At 45.5% G+C, this 20,645-nt stretch carries 24 protein-coding genes and 2 pseudogenes; 11 read left to right on the top strand and 15 right to left on the bottom strand.

Annotated elements, in window-relative coordinates:
* Nucleotides 1-91: 91 nt before the first annotated feature.
* The 4 genes from IQ257_RS19385 to IQ257_RS19400 form a co-directional block, all read right to left on the bottom strand.
* Nucleotides 92-319, bottom strand: a complete 228-nt coding sequence (locus IQ257_RS19385) for a hypothetical protein (protein WP_193881830.1) — start codon at nt 317-319, stop codon at nt 92-94.
* 225 nt (nt 320-544) lie between these two features.
* A complete protein-coding gene (locus IQ257_RS19390; RefSeq protein ID WP_193881833.1) occupies nt 545-1,462 on the bottom strand; it encodes a ParB/RepB/Spo0J family partition protein in 918 nt (305 codons plus the stop codon).
* A complete protein-coding gene (locus IQ257_RS19395; RefSeq protein WP_193881836.1) occupies nt 1,459-2,226 on the bottom strand; it encodes a ParA family protein in 768 nt (255 codons plus the stop codon). Before IQ257_RS19395 ends, IQ257_RS19390 begins: the two co-directional genes overlap by 4 nt.
* Nucleotides 2,227-2,463: 237 nt before the next feature.
* Nucleotides 2,464-2,919, bottom strand: coding sequence for a hypothetical protein (locus IQ257_RS19400; protein WP_193881840.1), 456 nt, complete (start codon nt 2,917-2,919; stop codon nt 2,464-2,466).
* Between the two features lie 192 nt (nt 2,920-3,111).
* Here IQ257_RS19400 and IQ257_RS19405 point away from each other — a divergent pair, with 192 nt between their 5' ends.
* Entirely contained in the window at nt 3,112-3,474 is a 363-nt protein-coding gene (locus IQ257_RS19405) for a helix-turn-helix domain-containing protein (RefSeq protein ID WP_193881842.1), read from the top strand.
* Between the two features lie 81 nt (nt 3,475-3,555).
* Here IQ257_RS19405 and IQ257_RS19410 read toward each other — a convergent pair whose 3' ends face one another.
* Complete coding sequence (locus IQ257_RS19410; protein WP_193881845.1) at nt 3,556-3,804, bottom strand: hypothetical protein; 249 nt, start codon at nt 3,802-3,804, stop codon at nt 3,556-3,558.
* Between the two features lie 349 nt (nt 3,805-4,153).
* On the opposite strand from IQ257_RS19410, the gene IQ257_RS19415 reads away from it, so the two are divergent.
* Both IQ257_RS19415 and IQ257_RS19420 read left to right on the top strand, forming a co-directional pair.
* Entirely contained in the window at nt 4,154-4,669 is a 516-nt protein-coding gene (locus tag IQ257_RS19415) for a helix-turn-helix domain-containing protein (RefSeq protein WP_193881848.1), read from the top strand.
* A gap of 31 nt (nt 4,670-4,700) precedes the next feature.
* Nucleotides 4,701-5,079 (top strand): annotated as a pseudogene (locus tag IQ257_RS19420) (transposase); the annotation flags it as partial.
* A 5-nt stretch (nt 5,080-5,084) separates the two neighbouring features.
* Here IQ257_RS19420 and IQ257_RS19425 read toward each other — a convergent pair.
* From IQ257_RS19425 to IQ257_RS19440, 4 genes are all read right to left on the bottom strand, one after another.
* On the bottom strand, nt 5,085-5,243 hold the full coding sequence (locus tag IQ257_RS19425) for a hypothetical protein (RefSeq protein ID WP_193881851.1): 159 nt from the start codon (nt 5,241-5,243) through the stop codon (nt 5,085-5,087).
* Between the two features lie 251 nt (nt 5,244-5,494).
* Nucleotides 5,495-6,070, bottom strand: coding sequence for a Uma2 family endonuclease (locus tag IQ257_RS19430; protein ID WP_193881854.1), 576 nt, complete (start codon nt 6,068-6,070; stop codon nt 5,495-5,497).
* A 108-nt stretch (nt 6,071-6,178) separates the two neighbouring features.
* Nucleotides 6,179-7,255: a site-specific integrase gene (locus IQ257_RS19435; protein ID WP_193933166.1), complete on the bottom strand. Its 1,077-nt coding sequence runs from the start codon at nt 7,253-7,255 to the stop codon at nt 6,179-6,181.
* Nucleotides 7,256-7,380: 125 nt separating this feature from the next.
* Nucleotides 7,381-7,563, bottom strand: coding sequence for a hypothetical protein (locus IQ257_RS19440; RefSeq protein ID WP_193876839.1), 183 nt, complete (start codon nt 7,561-7,563; stop codon nt 7,381-7,383).
* A 229-nt stretch (nt 7,564-7,792) separates the two neighbouring features.
* Between IQ257_RS19440 and IQ257_RS19445 the strand changes: the two genes are divergently transcribed.
* The gene (locus IQ257_RS19445) at nt 7,793-8,185 is read left to right on the top strand and encodes a VOC family protein (RefSeq protein WP_193876842.1); all 393 of its coding nucleotides are present in this window, start codon (nt 7,793-7,795) and stop codon (nt 8,183-8,185) included.
* A gap of 30 nt (nt 8,186-8,215) precedes the next feature.
* On the opposite strand, the gene IQ257_RS30210 is transcribed toward IQ257_RS19445, so the two are convergent.
* Nucleotides 8,216-8,593 (bottom strand): thiol-disulfide oxidoreductase DCC family protein, encoded by a 378-nt coding sequence (locus IQ257_RS30210; protein WP_228060848.1) that lies wholly within the window; start codon nt 8,591-8,593, stop codon nt 8,216-8,218.
* 171 nt (nt 8,594-8,764) lie between these two features.
* Between IQ257_RS30210 and IQ257_RS19455 the strand changes: the two genes are divergently transcribed.
* Both IQ257_RS19455 and IQ257_RS31600 read left to right on the top strand, forming a co-directional pair.
* The gene (locus tag IQ257_RS19455; RefSeq protein WP_322744399.1) at nt 8,765-9,346 is read left to right on the top strand and encodes a Uma2 family endonuclease; all 582 of its coding nucleotides are present in this window, start codon (nt 8,765-8,767) and stop codon (nt 9,344-9,346) included.
* A gap of 358 nt (nt 9,347-9,704) precedes the next feature.
* A complete protein-coding gene (locus IQ257_RS31600) occupies nt 9,705-10,208 on the top strand; it encodes a transposase family protein (protein ID WP_228060850.1) in 504 nt (167 codons plus the stop codon).
* On the opposite strand, the pseudogene IQ257_RS19465 reads toward IQ257_RS31600, so the two are convergent.
* A pseudogene (locus IQ257_RS19465) lies at nt 10,110-11,330 on the bottom strand (IS4 family transposase); the annotation flags it as partial. The gene IQ257_RS31600 and the pseudogene IQ257_RS19465 sit on opposite strands and share 99 nt — an antisense overlap.
* Between IQ257_RS19465 and IQ257_RS19470 the strand changes: the two are divergent.
* From IQ257_RS19470 to thrS, 3 genes are all read left to right on the top strand, one after another.
* Entirely contained in the window at nt 11,331-11,786 is a 456-nt protein-coding gene (locus IQ257_RS19470; RefSeq protein WP_193876844.1) for a hypothetical protein, read from the top strand.
* A gap of 699 nt (nt 11,787-12,485) precedes the next feature.
* The gene (locus tag IQ257_RS19475) at nt 12,486-13,088 is read left to right on the top strand and encodes a hypothetical protein (protein WP_193876846.1); all 603 of its coding nucleotides are present in this window, start codon (nt 12,486-12,488) and stop codon (nt 13,086-13,088) included.
* 640 nt (nt 13,089-13,728) lie between these two features.
* The gene (gene thrS, locus IQ257_RS19480; protein WP_193876848.1) at nt 13,729-14,979 is read left to right on the top strand and encodes a threonine--tRNA ligase; all 1,251 of its coding nucleotides are present in this window, start codon (nt 13,729-13,731) and stop codon (nt 14,977-14,979) included.
* Between the two features lie 136 nt (nt 14,980-15,115).
* Here the strand turns inward: thrS and IQ257_RS19485 are convergent, their stop codons facing one another.
* Both IQ257_RS19485 and IQ257_RS19490 read right to left on the bottom strand, forming a co-directional pair.
* A complete protein-coding gene (locus tag IQ257_RS19485; RefSeq protein WP_193876850.1) occupies nt 15,116-15,883 on the bottom strand; it encodes a DNA polymerase beta superfamily protein in 768 nt (255 codons plus the stop codon).
* Nucleotides 15,884-15,969: 86 nt separating this feature from the next.
* Nucleotides 15,970-16,935, bottom strand: coding sequence for a DNA polymerase beta superfamily protein (locus IQ257_RS19490; protein WP_193876852.1), 966 nt, complete (start codon nt 16,933-16,935; stop codon nt 15,970-15,972).
* 680 nt (nt 16,936-17,615) lie between these two features.
* Here IQ257_RS19490 and IQ257_RS19495 point away from each other — a divergent pair.
* Nucleotides 17,616-18,986 carry an AAA family ATPase gene (locus IQ257_RS19495; RefSeq protein ID WP_193876854.1) on the top strand — a complete coding sequence of 457 codons (1,371 nt, stop codon included), beginning with the start codon at nt 17,616-17,618 and terminating at the stop codon, nt 18,984-18,986.
* Nucleotides 18,973-19,602, top strand: a complete 630-nt coding sequence (locus IQ257_RS19500) for a TIGR02646 family protein (RefSeq protein WP_193876856.1) — start codon at nt 18,973-18,975, stop codon at nt 19,600-19,602. The genes IQ257_RS19495 and IQ257_RS19500 overlap by 14 nt, the downstream gene beginning before the upstream one ends.
* Before the next feature lie 279 nt (nt 19,603-19,881).
* Here the strand turns inward: IQ257_RS19500 and IQ257_RS19505 are convergent, their stop codons facing one another.
* Both IQ257_RS19505 and IQ257_RS19510 read right to left on the bottom strand, forming a co-directional pair.
* A complete protein-coding gene (locus IQ257_RS19505) occupies nt 19,882-20,196 on the bottom strand; it encodes a helix-turn-helix domain-containing protein (protein WP_193876858.1) in 315 nt (104 codons plus the stop codon).
* Between the two features lie 4 nt (nt 20,197-20,200).
* Entirely contained in the window at nt 20,201-20,542 is a 342-nt protein-coding gene (locus IQ257_RS19510; RefSeq protein WP_193876860.1) for a type II toxin-antitoxin system RelE/ParE family toxin, read from the bottom strand.
* Between the last annotated feature and the right edge of the window lie 103 nt (nt 20,543-20,645).

Raw genomic sequence — 20,645 nt, forward strand, 5'->3', positions numbered from 1 at the left:
TTACACAACAAGCAATGGCCCAAATCGAAGAGCAGATTTACCGCTTACCAACTTTGAAAAAATGGTTCGTTGAAATCTTTTGTCGAAGTGACTAAAGTTTTGGATCATTTTTTAGTTGGAATACTCTAATATCTTCGGAGCGCTTGATTGTCTCGTCAGCGGTCACCACTAGACCCTCTCGCCAGTGGATACCACTTGATGCCATACGCGCTCGCGCCTTAACCGCAACGACACAGTGACCTGCCTGCTCCACCGCGTCGGCTAAATTATTGGAGAGAGCCAGTAAGGGACTGGATATCTCCGGTGAAGATGATGACATTCTCAAATCCTCTACAGATTTTGGGCGACAACGGGTTTTACTTCTCCGTCTGTTGATATCGTGCCGTTAAGTGGAGTTCTGCGACATCGGCAGAATGGGGAGAACGCCACCTAGAAAAATGGTTAGTTTGAGTAGGTTAGGCATCCTGAGACTAGAGCTCACCCCGTCTATCATGAAAATTCTTATTCCTTCTGCCCTGGAGCCTTCTTCTTCCCCTGCTCTCCCTCATTCAGAGGCAATCAAAGCTTCTAGTTGCGCCAGCAATGATTCCAGCCTTGAGCGCTTGGAAGGGTCATCCCACACCTTTAACTTCTTGATCTGTTTGGTGGTGGCATCAAAACGACTTTGCAGTTCCCCTCGTTCGGTTGACGGTTTATGGGCTTTGATGCGCTCTTTAATTTGACTTAAGGATAGAGAGGAGGCAATTGCTTCCTCTAACAGTGCTTTCCTTCTCGCTTCATTTTTAACTAAAGCGATCGCTTTGGCTTTGGTGTACTCAATGCGACCTTTTCGTAGGGCTTCAAGAATCTCTTCCGGTAGCTTCAATAGGGGAAGGCGAGTTTCTACAAAGGACTTCCATGTCATCCCTAGAGGGGCAAATAACTCCTCGACCACTTGGGCTGACGGGCTAGCCGAAACGTTTCGGCTAGTTGCGCCTTTGACCTCATTTCGCATCCGGTAAAGCAGTGAGAGTACCTCCGACTGGTCTAATTTCAATCGAGCCTCAAGCAGTCGCAGAATTCCCTCAGTTTCCTCAATGGGATTAAGGTCTTCTCGCTGGAGGTTTTCCAGGAGTGCTAATTCCAGGGCTTCTTCATCAGTTAGCTCTAGAACCACTACTGGCACTTTGGTTAACCCCTCCATCTGAGCGGCTCGATAGCGCCGTCCTCCAGCGACTAACTCGAAGCAGTCTCCCTCCACTCTTCGCACTAACAAGGGTTCTAGGATGCCATGCTTGGCAATAGTATCAGCTAACTCGACTAACTTAGCCTCATCAAAATACTGTCGAGGTTGATACTCTGGCAGTGTGATTGATTCAATTGAGAGTTCCCTAGTGGCTTCGGGAGGATTGGCACTGCCAAAAAGTGCATCCACTTTGTTTTTGAGGCTGCCACCATAAGGTCGATCTTTTTTTCTCGTCACAGTTTTTCCAACCCTGAAGCAATTTCTGAGAATACTTTAACGGCTGGATGTTTCGGCTTGAAAACACTCAAGGGCAACCTTTCCTCTGCGGAGTCAGGAAACACCGTCGAATCCGGAACGGGTGGAAATACAGTTGAGAGAGCCTTTAGTTCTTGGCGCATCTGAGAGTAAGTGCGGGTATGTTGCGACCTTCTCCCGTCAAATTTCATCGGCACAAATCCAGCAAAGGCTAACTCCGGATTCACATGGCGGCGTACTCTGGCGATGGTATCCAGCAATAGACCTGTGCCAAAATAGCTCTTGAATTCCGTTTCGATTGGAACCAGGATATGAGTGGCAGCCGTCAGCCCCACTACCGTTAACAGTCCCAAGCTGGGGGGGCAATCAATTAAGATATAGTTATAGTACTCATTGAAAGGCAATAGTGCATTTTTTAATCGCGCTTCTCTATTTAAAGCCGATACCAGCTCCAATTCAGCCACGCTGAGATTGATGTTTGTTGGCGCAATGTCCATATCATGAATGGAGGGATGAATGGAGAGTTTTACTTCGCCGAGCAAGGCATCATACAAAGTACTCTCTAGCTCTGTCGGCTCAATCCCCATAAAGGTCGTCAAGCTGGCTTGGGGATCAAGATCGACGAGTAAGATACGATGCCCTCTCTGAGCCAGGGTATATCCCAAATTCATTGTCAGGGTGGTTTTCCCTACCCCACCTGATTGGTTGAACAGCGTAATGACCCGGCTGCTCCTTTGTACATTCATAATAAAGTCTTGAAGTGAATAATAAACTCTTGAAGTCAATAATAAACCCTTGAAGTAAGTGGCATAACAATACTCAAGATTCACCCCACTGGCTTCAGTGTATAGTATCCCAAAAAAACAGAATCGTCTGTCAGTTTTGTGGAGAATGCTACTGGTAAATTTATGTTCGCGGAAAATAGTAAAATTTTTCCGCGAACACTCCAGGCATTAGGAGGCTTGCGTTAGGTCTTGATGTCTTTATGCCTTGTCCGGGAAAGAAGCTAATAATTCTTCAAGTTTTTCAATTTTCGACTCAAGGTCTGTGATCACATCTCGGCGTTGGATAGATGCTTGTGCTATGGCGTATCTGCGAGAGTATTTATTGCCCAAGTGCTGAGTTTTGTGACGTCCGCCTTGGAATATTGGCGTTTTTGAGCGGAGTTTGTAGTAGTGATATTGCTTGTTGCCTCTGGTGACCACATAAGCATCAATCCACACACCTTGGGGTGCGATATTGCCCTCCGCACGAGTACGCTCTACCTCGGCTTTCATCAGATCTTTGGCGATGACCAAGTGATCCAGGTACGTAAGAGTTTTCCTGGGAAGGTTGAATGTGATGTTCGCGGTGTTAGTAATTGAAGAGTCCGCGAACAAAGCTGTATGTGCGTCACTGTAGTCCAATGTGCCTTTCCTTCTCGCTGTTTTTGGAGGCATTCACAAAACTTCTTGACGGGAGCCAAGTTGTCAACAGTTTCTGTTTTTGACTTAACTGTTCATTATACAGCGTTAATCCAAAAAAACTGTGGATGAATCTAGTTTGTCAAAAAAATCTGTGGATAAGCTCCTGTAAGGGGTGTGAGTGTTGCACACTGGATAAAGGATTAGAAGATAAGCTAGGGGTTAGCTGTGGTTGGAATTACTAGGCGACCGCTGAATGACAAAGAAAAGCGTCTAAGTCGGTTGTGTCAGAACCTGCGCGGGGAACACTCACAGGTTTGGTTGGCTGGTAAGGTTGGAGTTCATCCCAGCACAGTCAGCTTTTGGGAGAGTGGTATGTCTTCCCCTAAGCAGGAAAATTTGGAGAAGCTTGCCAGGTTCATGGGTTGCGATCTGGAGGTGTTGGAAAAGCATTTGGAGTTTGGAACGGATTTACCGAAACTGTCGGCTCTGGAGCTACCGATCGAGCAGTTACTGGAGGTAGTGCGATCGCGTTCCACCTCTGAGCGGGTTCTTGTTGCTCAAGCAGCATTAGAGGGGATTGAAGTCTAATTGGGATTGGTCTTGAAGACCAGCGAACCGGAACTGCATCCAGCTTTTTGAGAAACAGTTCCAACTTCACCTTTTTCCCTGTCAAGTGCCACATTTTGCACTCAACGAATCTGCCAACGTCGTGGGAAAACACCAATTATACGACGCTACACCATTTTTGATATCTTCAATCAATTTAGCTGTTTGCTCTTCTTTACCATTCCACCCTTTCTCCCGATAAAGCCTTCTAGCCGTCTCCAAGTTTCTTATTCCTTGCTGTTTCAATCTTTCCGCTTCTGTCTTATCTTCATACCGAGTGGCTTGGCTCCGTTTGAGTTCGCGCCGTGCCATCCTTACATAAACGTCAGCGTTCTTTGGATCTGTTTGTAAAATTTCTTGATAAAGAATTTCTAATTTTTTATCATTTCCAAGACGATTTGAACTACTGAGCAGCTTTTCCTCCTTGAATAAGGCGACGAGAGCTTGACTTTTTTCTCTTATATCTTGACTCGATAGTTGGTTTATATTTTCCTGGAGATTAGTTTCTCTATCCCTAAGCTTTAAGCCAGAATATATGCCGACGACAAGTCCTAGTGCAGCGCGGCAGAAATCATTGAGCAGCTCAGATAATGGTAAAACAGAAGGGTAAACGGCAAAAACTGGATTATCCGTTCAAACATCACACTCAAAACAACTAGCTATGCCTACTCCTTGTCCCCTGAACATTCAATTATCACAGCCACAACGAACTTTACTCGAACAGTTAGTGCGTCGTCACAGTAGCCCTCAAGGATTAGTGCAACGGGCGGGTGTGATTTTATTGGCTGCCAAGGGTATGAATAATACCCAGATAGCTCAAGAGTTGCAACTGGCACGTAACACTGTGCGGACATGGCGACAGCGCTGGTTAACGGCTTCTGAGCCTTTGAGAAGTGTGGAAGCAGAGGGTATAAGTGACAAAGAACTGCTACAAATGGTGACAGCGGTTTTAGCAGATGCACCACGACCGGGTACTCCTGCTACTTTCACAACTGAACAAGTAGTACAAATTATCGCTCTGGCTTGTGAGTCGCCCCATGGCTTTGAGCGTCCAGTGAGCCACTGGACAACCCAAGAGTTAGTCTCTGAAGCAGTTAAGCGAGGCATAGTCGATAACATTTCCCAGCGCAGTGTGGGGCGTTTTTTAAAAGGAGGCTACTCTACAACCACATCGTAGTCGTTACTGGCTCAATGCTAACCCTGATGGGGAGTGGATTTTTCTAGTTGACCAACTTAATATTCACAAATCGGCTTCCTTGGTGCGGCTGGTTGCCGCTTGCTGTCAAATCGATACTGACTTAGGAGTTAAAGAACGAAAAGGTATTCTCAAATCAATTGGCTTGCCGTGCTGCTTTCTTGTCCGATGCCAGCCACCGTATTCGTTTTGTCTACATCCCAAAGCATACCTCTTGGTTAAATCAGATCGAGTGTTGGTTCAGTATTTTGGTGAGGCGCTTGCTCCGCCGTGCCAGTTTTACCTCCACCGTACAATTAAGTGATCGCATTCTGGAATTCATTGATTACTTCAACCGCATCCTGTCCAAGCCCTTTCAATGGAAGTACAAGGGTTGCAAAAAGGATGATTGAGCTGCTCAAGGATTTCTGCCGCGCTGCACTAGAGTCCCATCGGGAATAATTTGAGCGAGAGTCGAATTTCCATAAAAGCTGATTGCCCAAAAGACACCAGCCAAACCAATTGCCCCACCTGTAGCGAAGAACTGCCTGCCCCCATGCCACCTTTTTTGAGTCATAGACATAGCACCCTCTCCCAGCCTCAGTATTTCTACTTACTTATGATTAACGTAGAGCTAACGGTTAAATGGCTACAGTAAAATTACTGAACTTCCTGTTATCTCAGAGTTGCCAAAAAAACGTAGCTGTCCCACTCACTCTATTAAAAATCCGATTTCCCTCTATAAACATACCCGAAGGTATCAAAAGGTATCAAATTCAAGGCTCCTCCCAACTAGGAAACTGTCAAAAGCTATCAAAAAGTATCAATTTAAGAGATTGCTTGTCTAAATTCCCGAATCGCCTCAACTTTAGACGCCATCATCAAACACCGAGACAGTAAGTTAATATCCAAATCTGGCAAGATTTCACTCTGAGAAATTTTTTCGTAACCATCTGAACGCAAGTGATACAACGCAAATACACCATCTTCCCAAAACCAAACTTCCGGGACTCCCAAAGCTTGGTAACGACCCAGTTTGCTCTCGTTACCACTGGTAAACACGATTTCAATAGAGAGGTCTGCAATGACTCCTGAGGCTTTACCAATCAGGTAAGATTGGTCAGCTTGTGCAGAGGCTTCCCCTTTCTTCTCTTGGGTAAAGCTACCCGTTGGCGTGAACTCAATTTGTTTTTCCACAAAATAAGTCCCCAGCAACAAGGCAATAACACCGCTGAACACTTCGTGGTCTTGGGAAACTGCCAAGATTTCTACCTCACCTCTGTAGTAAAATAGTCGAATTCCTGGGGAGTCAGCGAACCCTGCTTGAATCGATTTAAAGTTCTGCCAGCTTACCCCAGAGTGGACGAGCCGTTGGTCTTTTGCTTTGTCTATCGTATAGGTCATGGAGATTACTCCTTTCTTTGGCGTATGGAAGCATTGGGTTGGATAGGCAGAGAATGAAGCACTGAAAAATGCTAAGGAAGCGATCGCTTCCTTTCTTTTTGCAGCTTGTCAAACGTTCTCCTCCTCATTCTTAACTCGCGGCGGTCTAGGTCGGTCAGGTTTAGCCAGCAATCGCTCAAACGCTTGCTGATGATGCTGAAAAGCCAACCACGCATGATACGTTTGACTATGAATCGTCGCCGAATGTCCCATTTGTTGCGCCGCCAACCCAATTTCCAATCCATACTGCATACTCCGAATCGCCCAACAGTGGCGCAAATCATAAGGGCGAAACGGCATCCCCTGACGCCGGAAATAACGGGTGACTCTATGACCTAAATCGCGGTTAGTCTTCCCATGACAAGACGGCAGTTTGACATCAGTTAACCCAAACTCCTCCACCCACTCCGGATGCAGGGGCCAAACTCGCCTAGCCCCCGTTTTCCCCGCCAAAACCATTAATACCCCGCAACTACTCCTAAAACGTTCCAAGTCCAAGTGAAATAGCTCATGTGGGCGCAACCCATAGGTCGCTAGCATCCCATAAGCCCACTGCCAAGCTGGGTTAGACAGTCGATAATACCACTCAACAATAACTTCATCACTAGGTAGAGAGCGGGGAGAAACTTTGGTCGGAGAGTAGTTTCCGGCAAACCGCTTGGCATCAAACTCAATACCCGCTAGTTGCGCTAACTTATCCAACGCCAAACAAGTCTTCTGACGGATGCGAGTATCTGGCGGCGTAGCAGCAATAGCACTGACAAGCAAATCAGTTGTCAGGGGTTGAGATAGGGGCAGGCGCTTAAACACCTCATTATAGTTAGTTTCCCAAGTGGTCAGAGATTGAGGCGTTTTCGCTCGCCGCATAAAATAATCCGTTTTTAGCGCACTAATCCAATCCCCAATTGTTTTATGAGGAAGTTGGGAAACTTGGCGATGCCGCAAATAAGGTTTCCAAGAAAAATCCCCACTCTCCAGCAGGAAACCCACTTTGCGGGCTTCTTTTTCCGCCCAGTGTAGCCCGTCAACTGTGGCATCAAGTCCCAAAGCAATTTCTTGTTGATGAGGAAATGACTTGTTACTCATTGGACGCGGCGGAAGCGTTCCCCGCAAGTATAAGCGATTGCCTTTAATCAGAATTGTCACTCTCGTCTTCTCGGTTTTTAGTTTCCTATTAGCAAGATTTAGGAATTCAATAACTTCACAATCTTTCATCAAACTTTTCGTTAATCTCTTAAGAGAAAGTTAGGTATAATAAGAACAAGTACGGTTTAACCGGAGGGGGGGTTCGAGATGGATGTCAGATTGAGGCGATCGCACAGGGTCGGGAATCGCCAAGCTATTGAATCACGCCAGTCGCCGCGATTTGATTCTTCATCCCCTCTGTTGACGACAACCTGTCCTAATAACAGAGGGTCAGTGGGAGGCAGTTTTCTCCCTTGAGTATAGGGCAAAAGCTCACGTCAAACCCAATACTGGAAGAATTCCCCTATCTTCCCTCATTTTTCCCTCAATGGGGTAGTCTCAGTGCGATCGCGGAAAGTGATGGGGGCTATATTTGTATAATTTGATACATAGAAGACCGGGGGTAGAGCGGAGATAGCTCATCAATAATACCGACGCAATTATTGATGAGAAGACGGCTAAAATTATCTCACGCCCGTTGTTGGAACAAGTGAAGCCATGTCCCACCCACCCATTGAGTCTTCAATCACGTTTTTCTATACCCATGACTTTGACATCTCGGCACGGTTCTATGAAGATAGGTTGGGTTTGGAGTTATGGCTCGATCAAGGGAGTTGTCGGATTTATCGGGTTAGTGGTGATGGGTATGTGGGCTTATGCCAAACTAGCGGGACAAAAACTCCACTCGTTGACAAGCAATCGAATGTGATTTTTACCTTGGTAACGCCGCAGGTGGATGAGTGGTTTAACTATCTGACTCGGCGTGGTGTTGAATTTGAAAAGCCGCCCCAGTTGAATGAAAAATACAACATTTACCACTGTTTTTTGCGTGACCCCAATGGTTATTTAATTGAGATTCAACGCTTTGAAAACGCTCTGGGGAGGGAGTGAAACGTTAGCTCGAACAGACGCAACTGGGTATCAATTATCATCGTCGCTCAATCGGCAACGCTGGAGTGTGTTGCACTCGCTCCGCTTAGTGCGATCGCTCATAATAGTGGCTAAGTTGGGTCGTCCCGTGAGAGCAAGTCGCCAGTCAGCCCAGATTTCGTATAGGATATCGACAATCCAACCAATCACAGGTAGCTTGGTGGCAGCATAGATCCACCCCATGCCTAGGATTTCGTAGACTCTCCGAAAGACTTCCACGTTTTTGATAATAGTGCCGTCGGGGAGTACAGCATGAATGCGCCTCATTGCTGTCTCAAAGTCTACGCCGCCATGCAAAGAGGGAGTATAGTCATCGTCGGCAATGTCCACAAACATCACTTTTCCTCGACCAGCATCCCGTTTTCTCAAGAAGTTGACTTATAGCATACACAACGGACATTCACCGTCGTACAGCAATTTGATTTGCCAGGATGGGGAAGCAGACACAGGATAATAGTTCTTAAGCGGGTCAAGAAGGCTGCCGATGATTAATGTGATCGTCAAACCCAACACTATACTATCGAGTTGCCAGCAGGGGCAGTGGTGAGAGTACCTGGAACCTGGCAGGATTATCAAACGTTGCTGGAACATTTAGGCGATTGCACTTCCCCTCGCGTAAAGTATCGCAATGGAGAACTGCTGCTGATGGTTCCTTTGCCCGAACATGGCAAGCAACTTGACATTATCGTGGACATGGTAAAAGTGTTGCTACGCCATCGGGGACTGAGGTTCGACTCTTACCACGAAACTACGATGGATTTGCCGGAGCATAGCGGTGTTATCCCTGACCATTTTTTCTATATTGGTGAGTTACCTGTGGTGGGAAAACGTCGGATTGACTGGAGTAGTGATCCGCCACCGGATTTAGCGATTGAGTGCGATGTTACCTCATTCACCAGCGTTAATGATTATCTGCCCTATCGAGTCAAGGAACTTTGGATCGTCCGCCGACAGAGGATTGAAATCTACCAGTTCCAGGATGAGCAGTATATTCGCGTTGAGCAGAGTCAGTTTTTCGGTGGATTTGACTTGAATGCTATTTTTACCGAGTGCATTAAGGATGCATATCAACTTGGATCGGGTGCGATTGATAAATTGAGCGTTAGCGTAGCGGCTCCGTAGGAGCATCGCTATCCTCGTCAACGCTGAAGTGCGATCGCTCCATTTGGCGTTGATGTTGGACGGGAGTAGAGTTGGATAGCAAAGGGGACAAGCCAATCTACGGTGATGAGCATAGCGTATAGTTCTCGCTAATCGCTCATAATAGATGAAAGTGTAATGAGTTTAAACGGGCTCTCCAGTAATCAGGGTGATAAGTTTTCTTAATAAAAGAGTTTAGCTCCTTGGCTCTAGTCTTGGCTCGGAACGATAGTGGAGAGTCAAGACTAGCGGGAGCCAAGTATCCTGGCTTTGGGGTGGTAAGTTTTTTCTGATATAAAGAGTGTAAATTTGACAAATTCTCCCTAAAAGGTATCTGCCCATGTCATCGCCTCTCGACTCTCTGCTCAACTTGTCAGGAGTAACAGTGGAAGGTCATTCCCAAGTAGAAGGTTATATTTGTATTCAACTGAAAATACTAGCTCATGAAATTGTCTGTCCTCATTGCTCAAAACCTACACAAGAACTCCATCAAGTTCGCTCAATTCTAGTCAGAGACTTACCAACTTTTGGGCAACCTGTATACCTGCGAGTCCCCCGCCGACAGTTTTACTGTCGTAATTGCCAAAAATATGTCACACAACAGCTAGATTTTCTTTCCCGGCGACGACGGTACACTCAACGATATGAATCTTATATTTATCAGCGGGTTTTAATGAGCAACATTACACAAGTAAGCCGGGAAGAAGATTTAACTGCCGATGAGGTCGAAGGCATTGGTGACAAGTTAAGACTGTATGCCAGTTGTCAAGGGGATTTGAGAAGATGCTTGAAAGAAAAACTGGTCAGAACCTCGCTGTTGTTCAGGAAAAGGTGCGACAATTAACTTAATCTTAGGTTTTCGTTGCTGTTTAACAATACCTAAATCTTGGTTTTCTTTTGCAGCGAAATACTGAACTGGGTCAGTTGCCTGACCTTTTTGATGAGCGACCGAAAAATGGTAAAGACCTCGATAAATCATTTCTAAAGAAATGGAGTCAAAAGGTAAAGAGAGTTCGTCGGCTACAGCATCACCCAAATCGACCAAGACAGCATAAAATAGCCAAGTTCCCCAGATCTGGAGCTGAATCCCATTGAGAGAACCCGTCCATAAATAACTGAGACCCAAGAGTCGTTTAACTGTATTAAAAGCGTCTTCGATTCTCCAGCGTCGTCGATATAGGTCTGCTACTACGTAAGGAGGTAATAGGGTCGGGTCAAGGACGCTCGTTAAATAAGAATGCCAAGTTTTGCCCGAACGAACCTCAATCAGACGTAAGGTAATAAATGGAGTTTTTTTCGTGCCACTCCCCAGGCGTACCCTTCTGTCTCGCAGAGCATAACTATCAGTAAATACTTGCTCAACTTGAATGGATGCTCCCTTCTTTAACCGAGTTACAAAATCAACTTTTTGTTCAACTAAGTTTAGCCAAAATCTGAAATGATAAAAGCCTCTATCCAGCAAAAGCAAGGTCTTTGCCGTTACTATCTTTAATATATCTTCTTCAAATTTGGTGTCCGAAACTCTGGGATTTTCCTGAAACCAAATCTCGACAGGCAGTCGGGTCATTAAATCGATTACTGTCCCCATTTTCCCGGCTAATTGCCCACTAGGGACATCTTCAAGACTACTAAGCTTCCGAAACAAGGCTTCCAATGTTGAACAGTCTACTATCCAAATCCTCTCAAACCTTGAGAGAGTAAATTGAACACATTCAGGTATTGGGCGACTAGTTCTGGTGTACCAAGCGGCTTTCAAATGTGGCAATAAATCCTTAAAGACTTTCTCGAATAAACGAGCGGGAAATGTCAAAAACCTTTGGGATAGTGCTTGTTGGCTAACACTCTTGGGACTACACCACAAAAACCCGTCCCTGGCTAACATTCTTGTCAGCTCGGTGACTCCTGCCACGTCTCGCCACAGTAAAGTTAATACCGCAGCTACCATTAAGGGTAAGTTGAGAATTCTGTGTACAGGCTCACTCAAAAAATCATTGCTCTCAGTACCGCAAAGACCTGGGACAAGGCAAGACTTGAATGGAAATTAGATGATGTTTATTACGAAGATGATCCTGATACTTGTCTTTGTGGACACTTTCCTATTATTGAAATTTGTGGTCTCCTCAATAAACAAAACGGAAGGACAGCTACAGTCGGAAACTGTTGTGTTAAGAAATTCATTGGGCTTCCCTCTGACAAAATATTCCAAGCAGTCAGGCGGGTTCGCCATGACAATACAAAGGCGCTAAACGAAGAAACAATTTCTCACGCATACAAGCATGGTTGGATCACCGATTGGGAACGAAATTTCTATTCCGATACAATGCGGAAACGTAATATGTCTGAAAAGCAGCGAACTACGCGAATCCAGCTCAAGAAAAAAGTCTTGTCAAAAATTATTGCTGCTCGTCCGAAAACTGATTAACTAAAAGCTTACTCTATCGTTAGGCGTCAATTCAGAGACAAAATTAGACTTACTGTACCAATCCGACAAGAATATACAACTGGAATAGCCACAGAGCTTAGAAATACTCTTTTGAAGTCCTTGACTTGATCCAGTTTTTGCACAAGTGAATTTAGAGGTAGATATTAAATTTCGGAGGATTAATTCAACTTACGGTGATGAGCGATGACACTAGAATTAGTGCTCGCACTATTAGTGGTGTTATTGATTATTAGCAATAAATATTTTGTGATGCTGCTCTAGTGCTTCCTTATTGGGTGCTAAACTAGCATCTACCGGAAGTTGTAGATACTTTCCCACCAGTTCGCTGTAGCAGGTTTCGACTAGGTTAGGGACAACAAGTACAATTTTTGTTTGCGGCTCAACTGAGATTAGGTGTAGGTCAAAGAGTGTGTGTATGTCTGCCCTAAGCTTATACAAATAAAGCTGTCATTACTAACTTGTCAACTGTTATACAAATATTGTATGTTCCCCCGAAGCTAAACCCTTCTGCAACACCGACAACACCCTCCCTATTATTCCTGCCAACAAATCACCTGCCGCTAACCACAATCGGAGGAAACACTTGACTTTTAATCAAATTATCTTAAATCCTATATCCTCTCACCGGATATTCCCACAACTCGATAGGATTGACATAGATACAACTCACGCTTGTATATGGCATACAGTGACTTCACCCTGAGAAAGGCGAAAGAGGAGCTAAATCTGACCTTCTTGGAGGGAGGGCGCTTCTTACCCAAAACCGAACCCATTGCCCCCAGCCCTTACCTGGCAGAGTTTCTAGCAGAAAGTATTCCACTCGCGATTGCCACAGGTTCAGAAAAAGCCCGTTCTGAGCTAATTATCAGTCCAATTCTATTTGAAGTCCGCAAAATCTTAAATCGGCACATTAGCTTCTTCTCAGGTGAAGACTTCACCGTAGATGTAGAAGCTGGATTGAGCGGTGTCTGTGACTTTTTAATCAGCCGTTCTCCCGAACAATTGTTAATTGAAGCACCTGTGATTGTTATCGTTGAAGCCAAGAAACAAAATCTCAAGGGAGGTTGGGGACAGTGCATCGCCGAAATGGTTGCTGCCCAACGGTTCAACGCCGCCAAAGAGCAACCCATTTCCACTATTTACGGAAGTGTGACGAGTGGAAATTTGTGGACATTCCTCAAGCTAGAAGCACAAACTGTAACCATTGATCTAACCGAGTATCTGATTCCTCCTGTAGAAGAATTGCTAGGTATGCTGGTGTGGTTAGCAAAAGAAGTATAGAGATGGAAGAGAGTTTTAACCATAGATTGCTGTGAATGTCTCCATCCTTAGATCGTATCTGCTAGTACCCCAAGCCATACAAAGCGCTTGGGTATGCTGGTGTGAATGGTGAAAGAAGGATAGCAGGGATACATAACGCCACAAAACTACCTTTACCACAACTCAGCCCGTACAAGAGCGATCGCAATGAGTGCGCTGTGGTAGGAACTTGACAAACCCAATAGAGTTGCTTAAATAGTCTTATACCATTCGAGACTTTGGTTAAGTAAGTATTTGTAACAAGCAATGGCACATCTGCTCTGTCTGACAACCACTACCGGAACTACCTTGACTACCAGCCTGGGAGGGTTGTGAGATAAGCCTGCTTGCCTTAAAAGCCAGAAATCGCACCCCTCCGAAGCCTTGCTTGGAGGGGTTTTTAATGGCTCGTAAACCCTGTAGGCAAAAGCACGCAACCACACGAACACAAAAACACAGATGATTCTTTGCGCTGACTTCATGACGACTACCACTACCATTACCACCGCAATCGCGCCTGGAGGGACGTGATGTAATTCGTCATGGCAGCAATACTCAAACGTTCCCCCCTCCAGGCAATCCTTGGAGGGGGTTTTTAGTTGATATCAACAGGAGAACAACAATGTACGACCATCGAATAGTCGCAAAAGCAATGGATCTATTTCATTTTGAAGAACACAGTCCCGGTATGGTTTTCTGGCACCCGATGGGGTTGAGGGTATTCCGGGGGATTGAAGATGTGATGCGACGAGTTTATCAGTCTCACGGGTTTGAGGAAGTGCGATCGCCTATAGCATTAAGCCGTTCGTTGTGGGAGAAGTCGGGACACTGGGGCAAGTTCGGTAACAATATGTTTGTCGTCGACAGCTTACAACAGGATAACTCGCTTGATGGGGAAGCCCAAAGCGCTGACTCCCAAGCCATTAACCTCAACTACGCCTTGAAACCCATGTCCTGTCCCGCTCACATCGCCATTTACAAAGCACACAAGCGAAGTTACCGGGAAATTCCCATGCGGCTGATGGAGTTTGGCATTGTGCATCGCAACGAACCGTCGGGTACGCTTTCAGGGTGTATGCGCTTGCGGCAGTTCGTGCAGGATGATGCTCATATCTTTTGCCGGGAAGCTGACTTGCTCGATGAGATTAGCAACTTTCTCAATATGGTTCAAGAGCTATATGCCGCCTTCGGTTACGAGAAGTTTATCATCCGAATTGCCCTCAGACCTGAACAACGGATGGGTTCTGACGAGCTATGGGATAAAGCAGAAGCCGTTTTAATGAATGCCTGTCAGGAATTGGGATACGCCTATGAACTGTCGCCGGGTGAAGGCTCTTTCTACAGTCCCAAAATTGAGGTGAGTCTGGAAGATCGTCTCGGACGTTCTTGGCAGTGCGGTACGATTCAGGTTGACTTTAATTTCCCTCAAATTTTTGAGCTGTCCTTCGTTAATTCGGAGGGTAAGCTAGAGCAACCCGTAATGCTACATCAGGCGGTTTTAGGTTCCATTGAGCGCTGGATTGGTATTTTACTGGAGAATCAGGGAGCATTACCGCTATGGTTAGCTCCGGTTCAGGTTGCTGTTGCTTCGATTTCTAATAAGTCGGCAGATTGGGCGGAAGCTGTATTTGCAAGGCTCAAACGTATGGGAATCAGGGCGGAACTCCATGCAGACGATGCCACGATTTCTAAGAAGATTCGGGAACTCTCGGAACGGAAGGTGCCACTGATTGCAATTGTGGGCGAACGCGAGGCAGCTAACAATACGGTGAATCTTCGTCGCTTGGGGGTTTCAGCTCAGGAGGACATTGCATTTTCCCAGTTAGAAGAGGAGCTTTCTAGTCTTGGCAATAAGGTGTCGGTTGTACGCTGAGGTAATGAGGATTGACGGGCGATCGCATACAATCACATAACATAGATGAGCGATCGCCCAACCTCCCCAGAGAGCATTTTCTGTTCGCCAACGGCATCAGGACTTACGCAAAGGGAAACAAGGGAGAATGCTTGACTCAATTAGACGCCAATCTCAACCGCACCAGCAAATCATTCAAAGCATCTTTGCCAGACGGGGATTCAGGTAACAAGCTTACTTGAGACGCTTCCTCCAATTCACGACGCAGGCGGTGATATTCGCTGAGATAAAACGCCATATTCGTATCCTCCAGAAATGATTTTTCTTTCCCTGCAAGCTTTTGGGCAATCAAGTCAGGAATGTAGGGCAACTTAAATTTTTCATTTAGCTGTACCAAGTTAGCCTCTACAATACCGGTTTGCATCAGGTGAATGCCAGTCAACAGCACTCGATAGACGTAAAGCAATGGTTTCACGCGTCGCGGATTGTCTTTGGCAAAGAGTCCCCACTGAGTTTGGGCAAATCCTAAGTAATGGTGAGAGTGGTGGCGTGTAATGCAATGTTTGGCGATCGCTGTCAATTCCTCATGCTCTGGTGTTGTATGAACGACTAAAGGTGAATACAACTGCTCCAGAACGTAGCCATTCTTTTTCAAGAGTAGTGAGAAGAACTTCTTGATATCGTGGGTGACGAGGTCAAGTTGCAGCCCTTCCCAGACTTGCGAGACTTCTATTGTCTCACGCCCCAGATTTAGTCCCACAACTTCCGATACTGGCAAAATGTGGACACCTCGTAAGTCATAGTCAGAGTCAGGAGAGGGAAAGCCATACAAGTGTGCGCCGCTGATTGTAGCAAACAGGATTGGGTAAGGTTGGTAGGCTAAAGCTGCACTTAATAGCTGTTCTCCTTGCTGCCATCGTTGCATAACTGTCTGCTCCAAAAACGATCAGATTTGCTCTCTTGCCCTCATCAGGACGGCGAAAGTAGAAAGTAGAAATGTAGATGGTAGCTCTAACGTAATGTTTCCTCACCGTTGGCAAGAGCCTGGGTTCGACGCGCTTTAATCAAGAAGGCATTGGCTTTTTCATAATTAGGGCGTTCCGGTAAGGTTGTGGCAGCGAAGGCTGTATCGAACTCTTGGTGTAGACTCAGCCGCAGTGCATTGACCTCCTCCCAAGCCACCTCACCCCGTTTAATAGTAAGTAGCTGTTGCCGATGCTCCTCGATCCTGACTGGCACAAAACCCTCTTTCAGCACGGTGATACCTGACAGCAACAGGCGAATCAAGTGCATGACATGCTTCCACTTGAGTACCCCTTTGGTACGGATGTCTTGCTCCATCTTCTTAAATTGCGACATCACGTAGCTATTGTAAGTTTGGTAGACCAGTTGGGAGAGAAATATCGATCGCATTGCCAGCAGTTCCTCTGCCAGTGGGGTTGCTGTTTCCACCAGTGGCGTGTAGAGGCACTCCAAAACATTTGGGTTTGCCTTTAGTGCTAGGATTAAAAACTTCTGAAGTTCCCAGTAGCACTCTTGATTGTCTTTATTTTCTATCTGTTCTGGGATGCCATACAGCGACCAGTGGAGTTGGGCAGGGGGTAGGTAAATCCCTCTGCGATCAGTATCAGAATTGGCATCATCAAGACCATAAGCCCTAGAACCGACAATACACCGATAAATAACGCACTCATGTAGGTTTAACTCAGCAAGTTCGGTTTCTGCCTGCTGTAAACCTTCTGTTTGAAAGTGTTTGCGGATGCTGAATTCATGCCGATGTAGTGTAACTTCAACTCCACTAGGCAGACGTATACGGTAGGCGTGGGAGTTGTCTGTCGGCGCTTTGACCACCACACCCACTGCTCCCCGCAAACAGAACAGTTCTCCCGCAGAGCCTTTGACCTGCTTGCGGCTCACAACTTGTGTGCCAACCGGCAAAATCAGGTTGAGATTGATTGGATGCTGGATATTTACCATGTGGACAGCTCCTGGGATTGCTAATACCAGTGGACGAGACGACCTGTTTCTACTTTCTACCGTTGGCTGAAAGATTCAGTAAGCGGATTGAATACACCCGCTTGTATTATACTTGTATTATAACTAATTCATTAGAGTTGGGGGCAACCCTGTGTTCGACAAGTATCACCCTAGGCGCTGGCACATCAGCACTAGCCCTGCCAAAGTTATGCACTTCGCGATCGCGCTCCAGTTAATGCACAGATTTGGTATAATTTATACTATCTCTCGCTGGTAGAAAATCCACCTCCAAGCATACGGTTTTGTATTGTTCCCGTGGCAGATCCAGATTTTGTGTCTCGGAACGCTAGTGATCTACCCACAAACGTTACCTTGCAAGCTCTACTTAATCTAAATCATCAGCGAGATTTGGAGGGTCATTTCACAATAGATACTTATCCTGAGTGTGTAGCAATTCGCCAATGGCTTGAGCATTTTGATCGAATTGACGCTTATTTCTCTTTACACTCTGCCCATTGTATTAGTCCAAGACTATTTTTTTATGTGAGTAGCAGATCTAATTTGGCTTGGGTGCGCCAAGTTGCGAGTCAGGTTACTGCTACGACACCAGATTGGATTCCACTGTTGTCTCAAGACCCAATGTCAATGTCGAAAACCTCAGAGGTTTGAACGTTACCGCTATGGAAATCCAACGGGTTATCTTAAATAATATTGGGCTATTTGAAAACCTGGAAATTCCCTTAGCACCCACTGAGCAAAATCCCAGCAATATCACCGTCTTTGTTGGTAATAACGGGGCTGGTAAAACCTCTGTGTTGAAAGCCTTAGCAACATCCCTTAGTTGGTTTACTGCTCGTTTACGTACAGAAAAAGGTAGTGGTAACCCTATCCCCGAAGATGACATACTCAACGCCGCCAACGCCGCCACTATTGAAATAGAAATTTGTGATTCTTCTGGGGCATCAGACAATCCTAATCAAAGCGAGTTCGAGCATCACTTCAAGTGGACTTTAGCCAAAAACAGAATTGGACGTAAAGCCGGGTACACTAGCCATCTCAACGACTGCACCCGCTTAGCCAATCGTTATCGTGATGCCCTTACCCGTGATGACAAAACTAGCCTGCCCATCATTGCGTTTTATCCCGTCGAGCGCGTCGTACTTGATATTCCACTAAAAATTAGGACTAGGCACACTTTCTTGCAACTTGATGGTTACGATAACTCCCTAAGTCAGGGCGTTGACTTTCGCCGCTTTTTTGAGTGGTTTCGGGAACGGGAAGATACTGAAAATGAATCAGGAATTTCTGAAGATTTGCTGAACCAACTGAAACCATTATTGGAAACTAATCCAGACGCATGGCAACGGTTAAACGAATTCAATGCCTCGGCTAGAGATCGGCAATTAACCGCAGTTCGCACCGCCATTCGCCAATTTATGCCCCAGATGGACAACCTGAGAGTCCGTCGTAAACCCCGTCTCTACATGGCGATTGATAAAAACGGTGAAACTCTGAATGTAGCCCAACTTTCACAAAGCGAAAAATCGCTCATGGCTCTGGTTGGTGATATTGCCCGCCGTCTAGCAATGCTGAACCCTGCCCTAGAGAATCCCCTAGGAGGTGACGGTATCGTCTTGATTGATGAAGTCGATTTGCACCTACATCCCTCTTGGCAACGCAGCCTGTGCGATCGCCTAATCGCAACTTTCCCAAATTGTCAGTTTGTGCTGACTACCCATTCACCTCTGGTGATCAGCGACTGTAAAAATGTTTTAGTTTACACCTTAACCAATGGTGAATTGCGACAATTGCCCTCTCAGTATGGACAAGATGCTAATACTGTCTTATTAGATGTCATGGACACCAGCATCCGTAATGAGAAAATTAATGCTGAACTGAACGATCTGCTGGATGCCATACAAGATTCAAAGCTAACCGAGGCTCAACAACTACTTGCAAAATTAACTGAGGAACTACCCGCCAATCATCTGGAATTGGTCAAAGCTAAACTACTGCTCCGTAAACAAGAATTGCGTCATGCGAACCATTAGTAAAGGGACTGAACCGTCCAGCTTAACAGCCTGGAAACGAGCAAATCCTCACGGACGCTACAACCAGTTAACCGAAGATATTCGCCGCACTATTCGAGAAGATGCCCTAGCAGAACAATTCTATCTTTGCGCCTATTGCTGTCAGGGAATCCAAGATATTGAGGCTTGCCACAATGAGCATATAGAAGCTCGAAAATTGAATCCTAGACGCACGCTTGACTTTTCAAATATTGTCGCCAGTTGTAATACCTCTAATCAATGTGGTGATGCCCATAAATCACAACCCCTACCCCTAACTCCCCTGATGACAGAATGTGAAACAGAACTTCGCTTTAAAATTAGTGGTCGGGTAGAAGGGTTGAGCGAGCGGGCAATCGTCACGATTCAAGTCTTAAACTTGGGAGATCATGAAAAAAATAACCGTGCCTTGATCGAAAAACGCAAGCAATTGTCTAATGCCTTATTATGGACAAACAGCATAGACCCCGATGAAGGCTTAGAGGATGAAGAACTGTTAGAGATGTTAATCGGTGACCTATCACAACCCCAACAGGGTCAGATGGAACCTTTTACTCCAGTGGTAATTAATATCTTGCGAAGTTGGCTTCAATCTTGAGAGCAACTCTTTAAATGGTTATAAATCAGCCTATATTTGGCAGTTCCATTTGATGTTTACCAAACGTTTTTTCAATACGAATTCACTCAAACTGGTTGTAATCAAAATAAAAGCTAATCATTGGAGGTTTTAATGAGAACTTCTAGAGATTGCAGGTATAACCAATGCTTGGAGAGCGAAGTTTGACTGCTAGATTCACAGTTTGAAATCTAATGCAAGCAATCGCATTGTAACTTTCGGTTTGGGCAGTACACCAAACCTATCTGTGGAAGAGTGAGTCTAAACCACTTGTGCAATAACTTGCCCGATCTCTTGAGGGGTTGCACCTGTCGCCAACATTGCCCGAATCAGCAATTCAATAGACACTGAAGCATCCCCATTCTCAGCTTTAGCAATACGAGGTTGGCTTGAATGTAATTTATCTGCTAGTTCCCTTTGAGTCATTGATTTTTGTCGCCGTTCTTTCAGATAACGGCTGAGTGCAAGCTTAATCTCAATAAATCTTGTTTCCTCTGGAGTAAGGTCTAGAAATTCTGAGACAGTTCCAACGTTCCAACCTTTGCTCTCTAATTTTTTCCTCTTAGCTTCTTCCATATCTCTAGTCCTCCATATCTTTGTCATACTTGCTCAGTCGTTTTTGGCAGGTATCAATAACGCTGGCGGGTGTTGTTCTCGTTGTTTTGTTAAACACCTCAAGAATTAAAATTGCATCCTCATCAATGCGGTAGATAATTCTCCAGTTCTTCCCTGAATCTCGAACCCGTAGTTCATGGCAGTGTGTCCCAATATTAGGCATTGGTCTTGAGTGAGGCAACCCTAAATTTTCGCCCTGCTGCAACCGTCTCAACAACACACCTGTTTCTATGCGTGCTTCTTGGCTAAAAGGAGGAGTTTTAACTTCCCCATGCAGCCACACTAACGGTTTATCTGTTTCGTCCATACACCATTTATATCATATTTGATATATTCATCAATGTTTGGAGAGTGAAGTGTGACTGTTAGATTCAGAGTTTGAAATCTAATGCAAGCGATCGCATTGTATC

Origin of the sequence: Coleofasciculus sp. LEGE 07092, from assembly GCF_015207375.1 — a bacterium.
Lineage (GTDB): Bacteria > Cyanobacteriota > Cyanobacteriia > Cyanobacteriales > Coleofasciculaceae > LEGE-07092.

Excerpts from the sequence above, each read along its gene's own strand:
- thrS (WP_193876848.1), top strand. The coding sequence starts at position 13,729 with ATGTACGACCATCGAATAGTCGCAAAAGCAATGGATCTATTTCATTTT.
- IQ257_RS19495 (WP_193876854.1), top strand. The coding sequence starts at position 17,616 with ATGGAAATCCAACGGGTTATCTTAAATAATATTGGGCTATTTGAAAAC.
- IQ257_RS19430 (WP_193881854.1), bottom strand. The coding sequence starts at position 6,070 with ATGACCTATACGATAGACAAAGCAAAAGACCAACGGCTCGTCCACTCT.
- IQ257_RS19395 (WP_193881836.1), bottom strand. The coding sequence starts at position 2,226 with ATGAATGTACAAAGGAGCAGCCGGGTCATTACGCTGTTCAACCAATCA.
- IQ257_RS19490 (WP_193876852.1), bottom strand. The coding sequence starts at position 16,935 with ATGGTAAATATCCAGCATCCAATCAATCTCAACCTGATTTTGCCGGTT.
- IQ257_RS19510 (WP_193876860.1), bottom strand. The coding sequence starts at position 20,542 with ATGGACGAAACAGATAAACCGTTAGTGTGGCTGCATGGGGAAGTTAAA.
- IQ257_RS31600 (WP_228060850.1), top strand. The coding sequence starts at position 9,705 with ATGTCATCGCCTCTCGACTCTCTGCTCAACTTGTCAGGAGTAACAGTG.
- IQ257_RS19505 (WP_193876858.1), bottom strand. The coding sequence starts at position 20,196 with ATGGAAGAAGCTAAGAGGAAAAAATTAGAGAGCAAAGGTTGGAACGTT.
- IQ257_RS19425 (WP_193881851.1), bottom strand. The coding sequence starts at position 5,243 with ATGACTCAAAAAAGGTGGCATGGGGGCAGGCAGTTCTTCGCTACAGGT.
- IQ257_RS19475 (WP_193876846.1), top strand. The coding sequence starts at position 12,486 with ATGGCATACAGTGACTTCACCCTGAGAAAGGCGAAAGAGGAGCTAAAT.
- IQ257_RS19410 (WP_193881845.1), bottom strand. The coding sequence starts at position 3,804 with ATGGCACGGCGCGAACTCAAACGGAGCCAAGCCACTCGGTATGAAGAT.
- IQ257_RS19385 (WP_193881830.1), bottom strand. The coding sequence starts at position 319 with ATGTCATCATCTTCACCGGAGATATCCAGTCCCTTACTGGCTCTCTCC.
- IQ257_RS19500 (WP_193876856.1), top strand. The coding sequence starts at position 18,973 with ATGCGAACCATTAGTAAAGGGACTGAACCGTCCAGCTTAACAGCCTGG.
- IQ257_RS19485 (WP_193876850.1), bottom strand. The coding sequence starts at position 15,883 with ATGCAACGATGGCAGCAAGGAGAACAGCTATTAAGTGCAGCTTTAGCC.
- IQ257_RS19400 (WP_193881840.1), bottom strand. The coding sequence starts at position 2,919 with ATGCCTCCAAAAACAGCGAGAAGGAAAGGCACATTGGACTACAGTGAC.
- IQ257_RS19445 (WP_193876842.1), top strand. The coding sequence starts at position 7,793 with ATGTCCCACCCACCCATTGAGTCTTCAATCACGTTTTTCTATACCCAT.
- IQ257_RS19415 (WP_193881848.1), top strand. The coding sequence starts at position 4,154 with ATGCCTACTCCTTGTCCCCTGAACATTCAATTATCACAGCCACAACGA.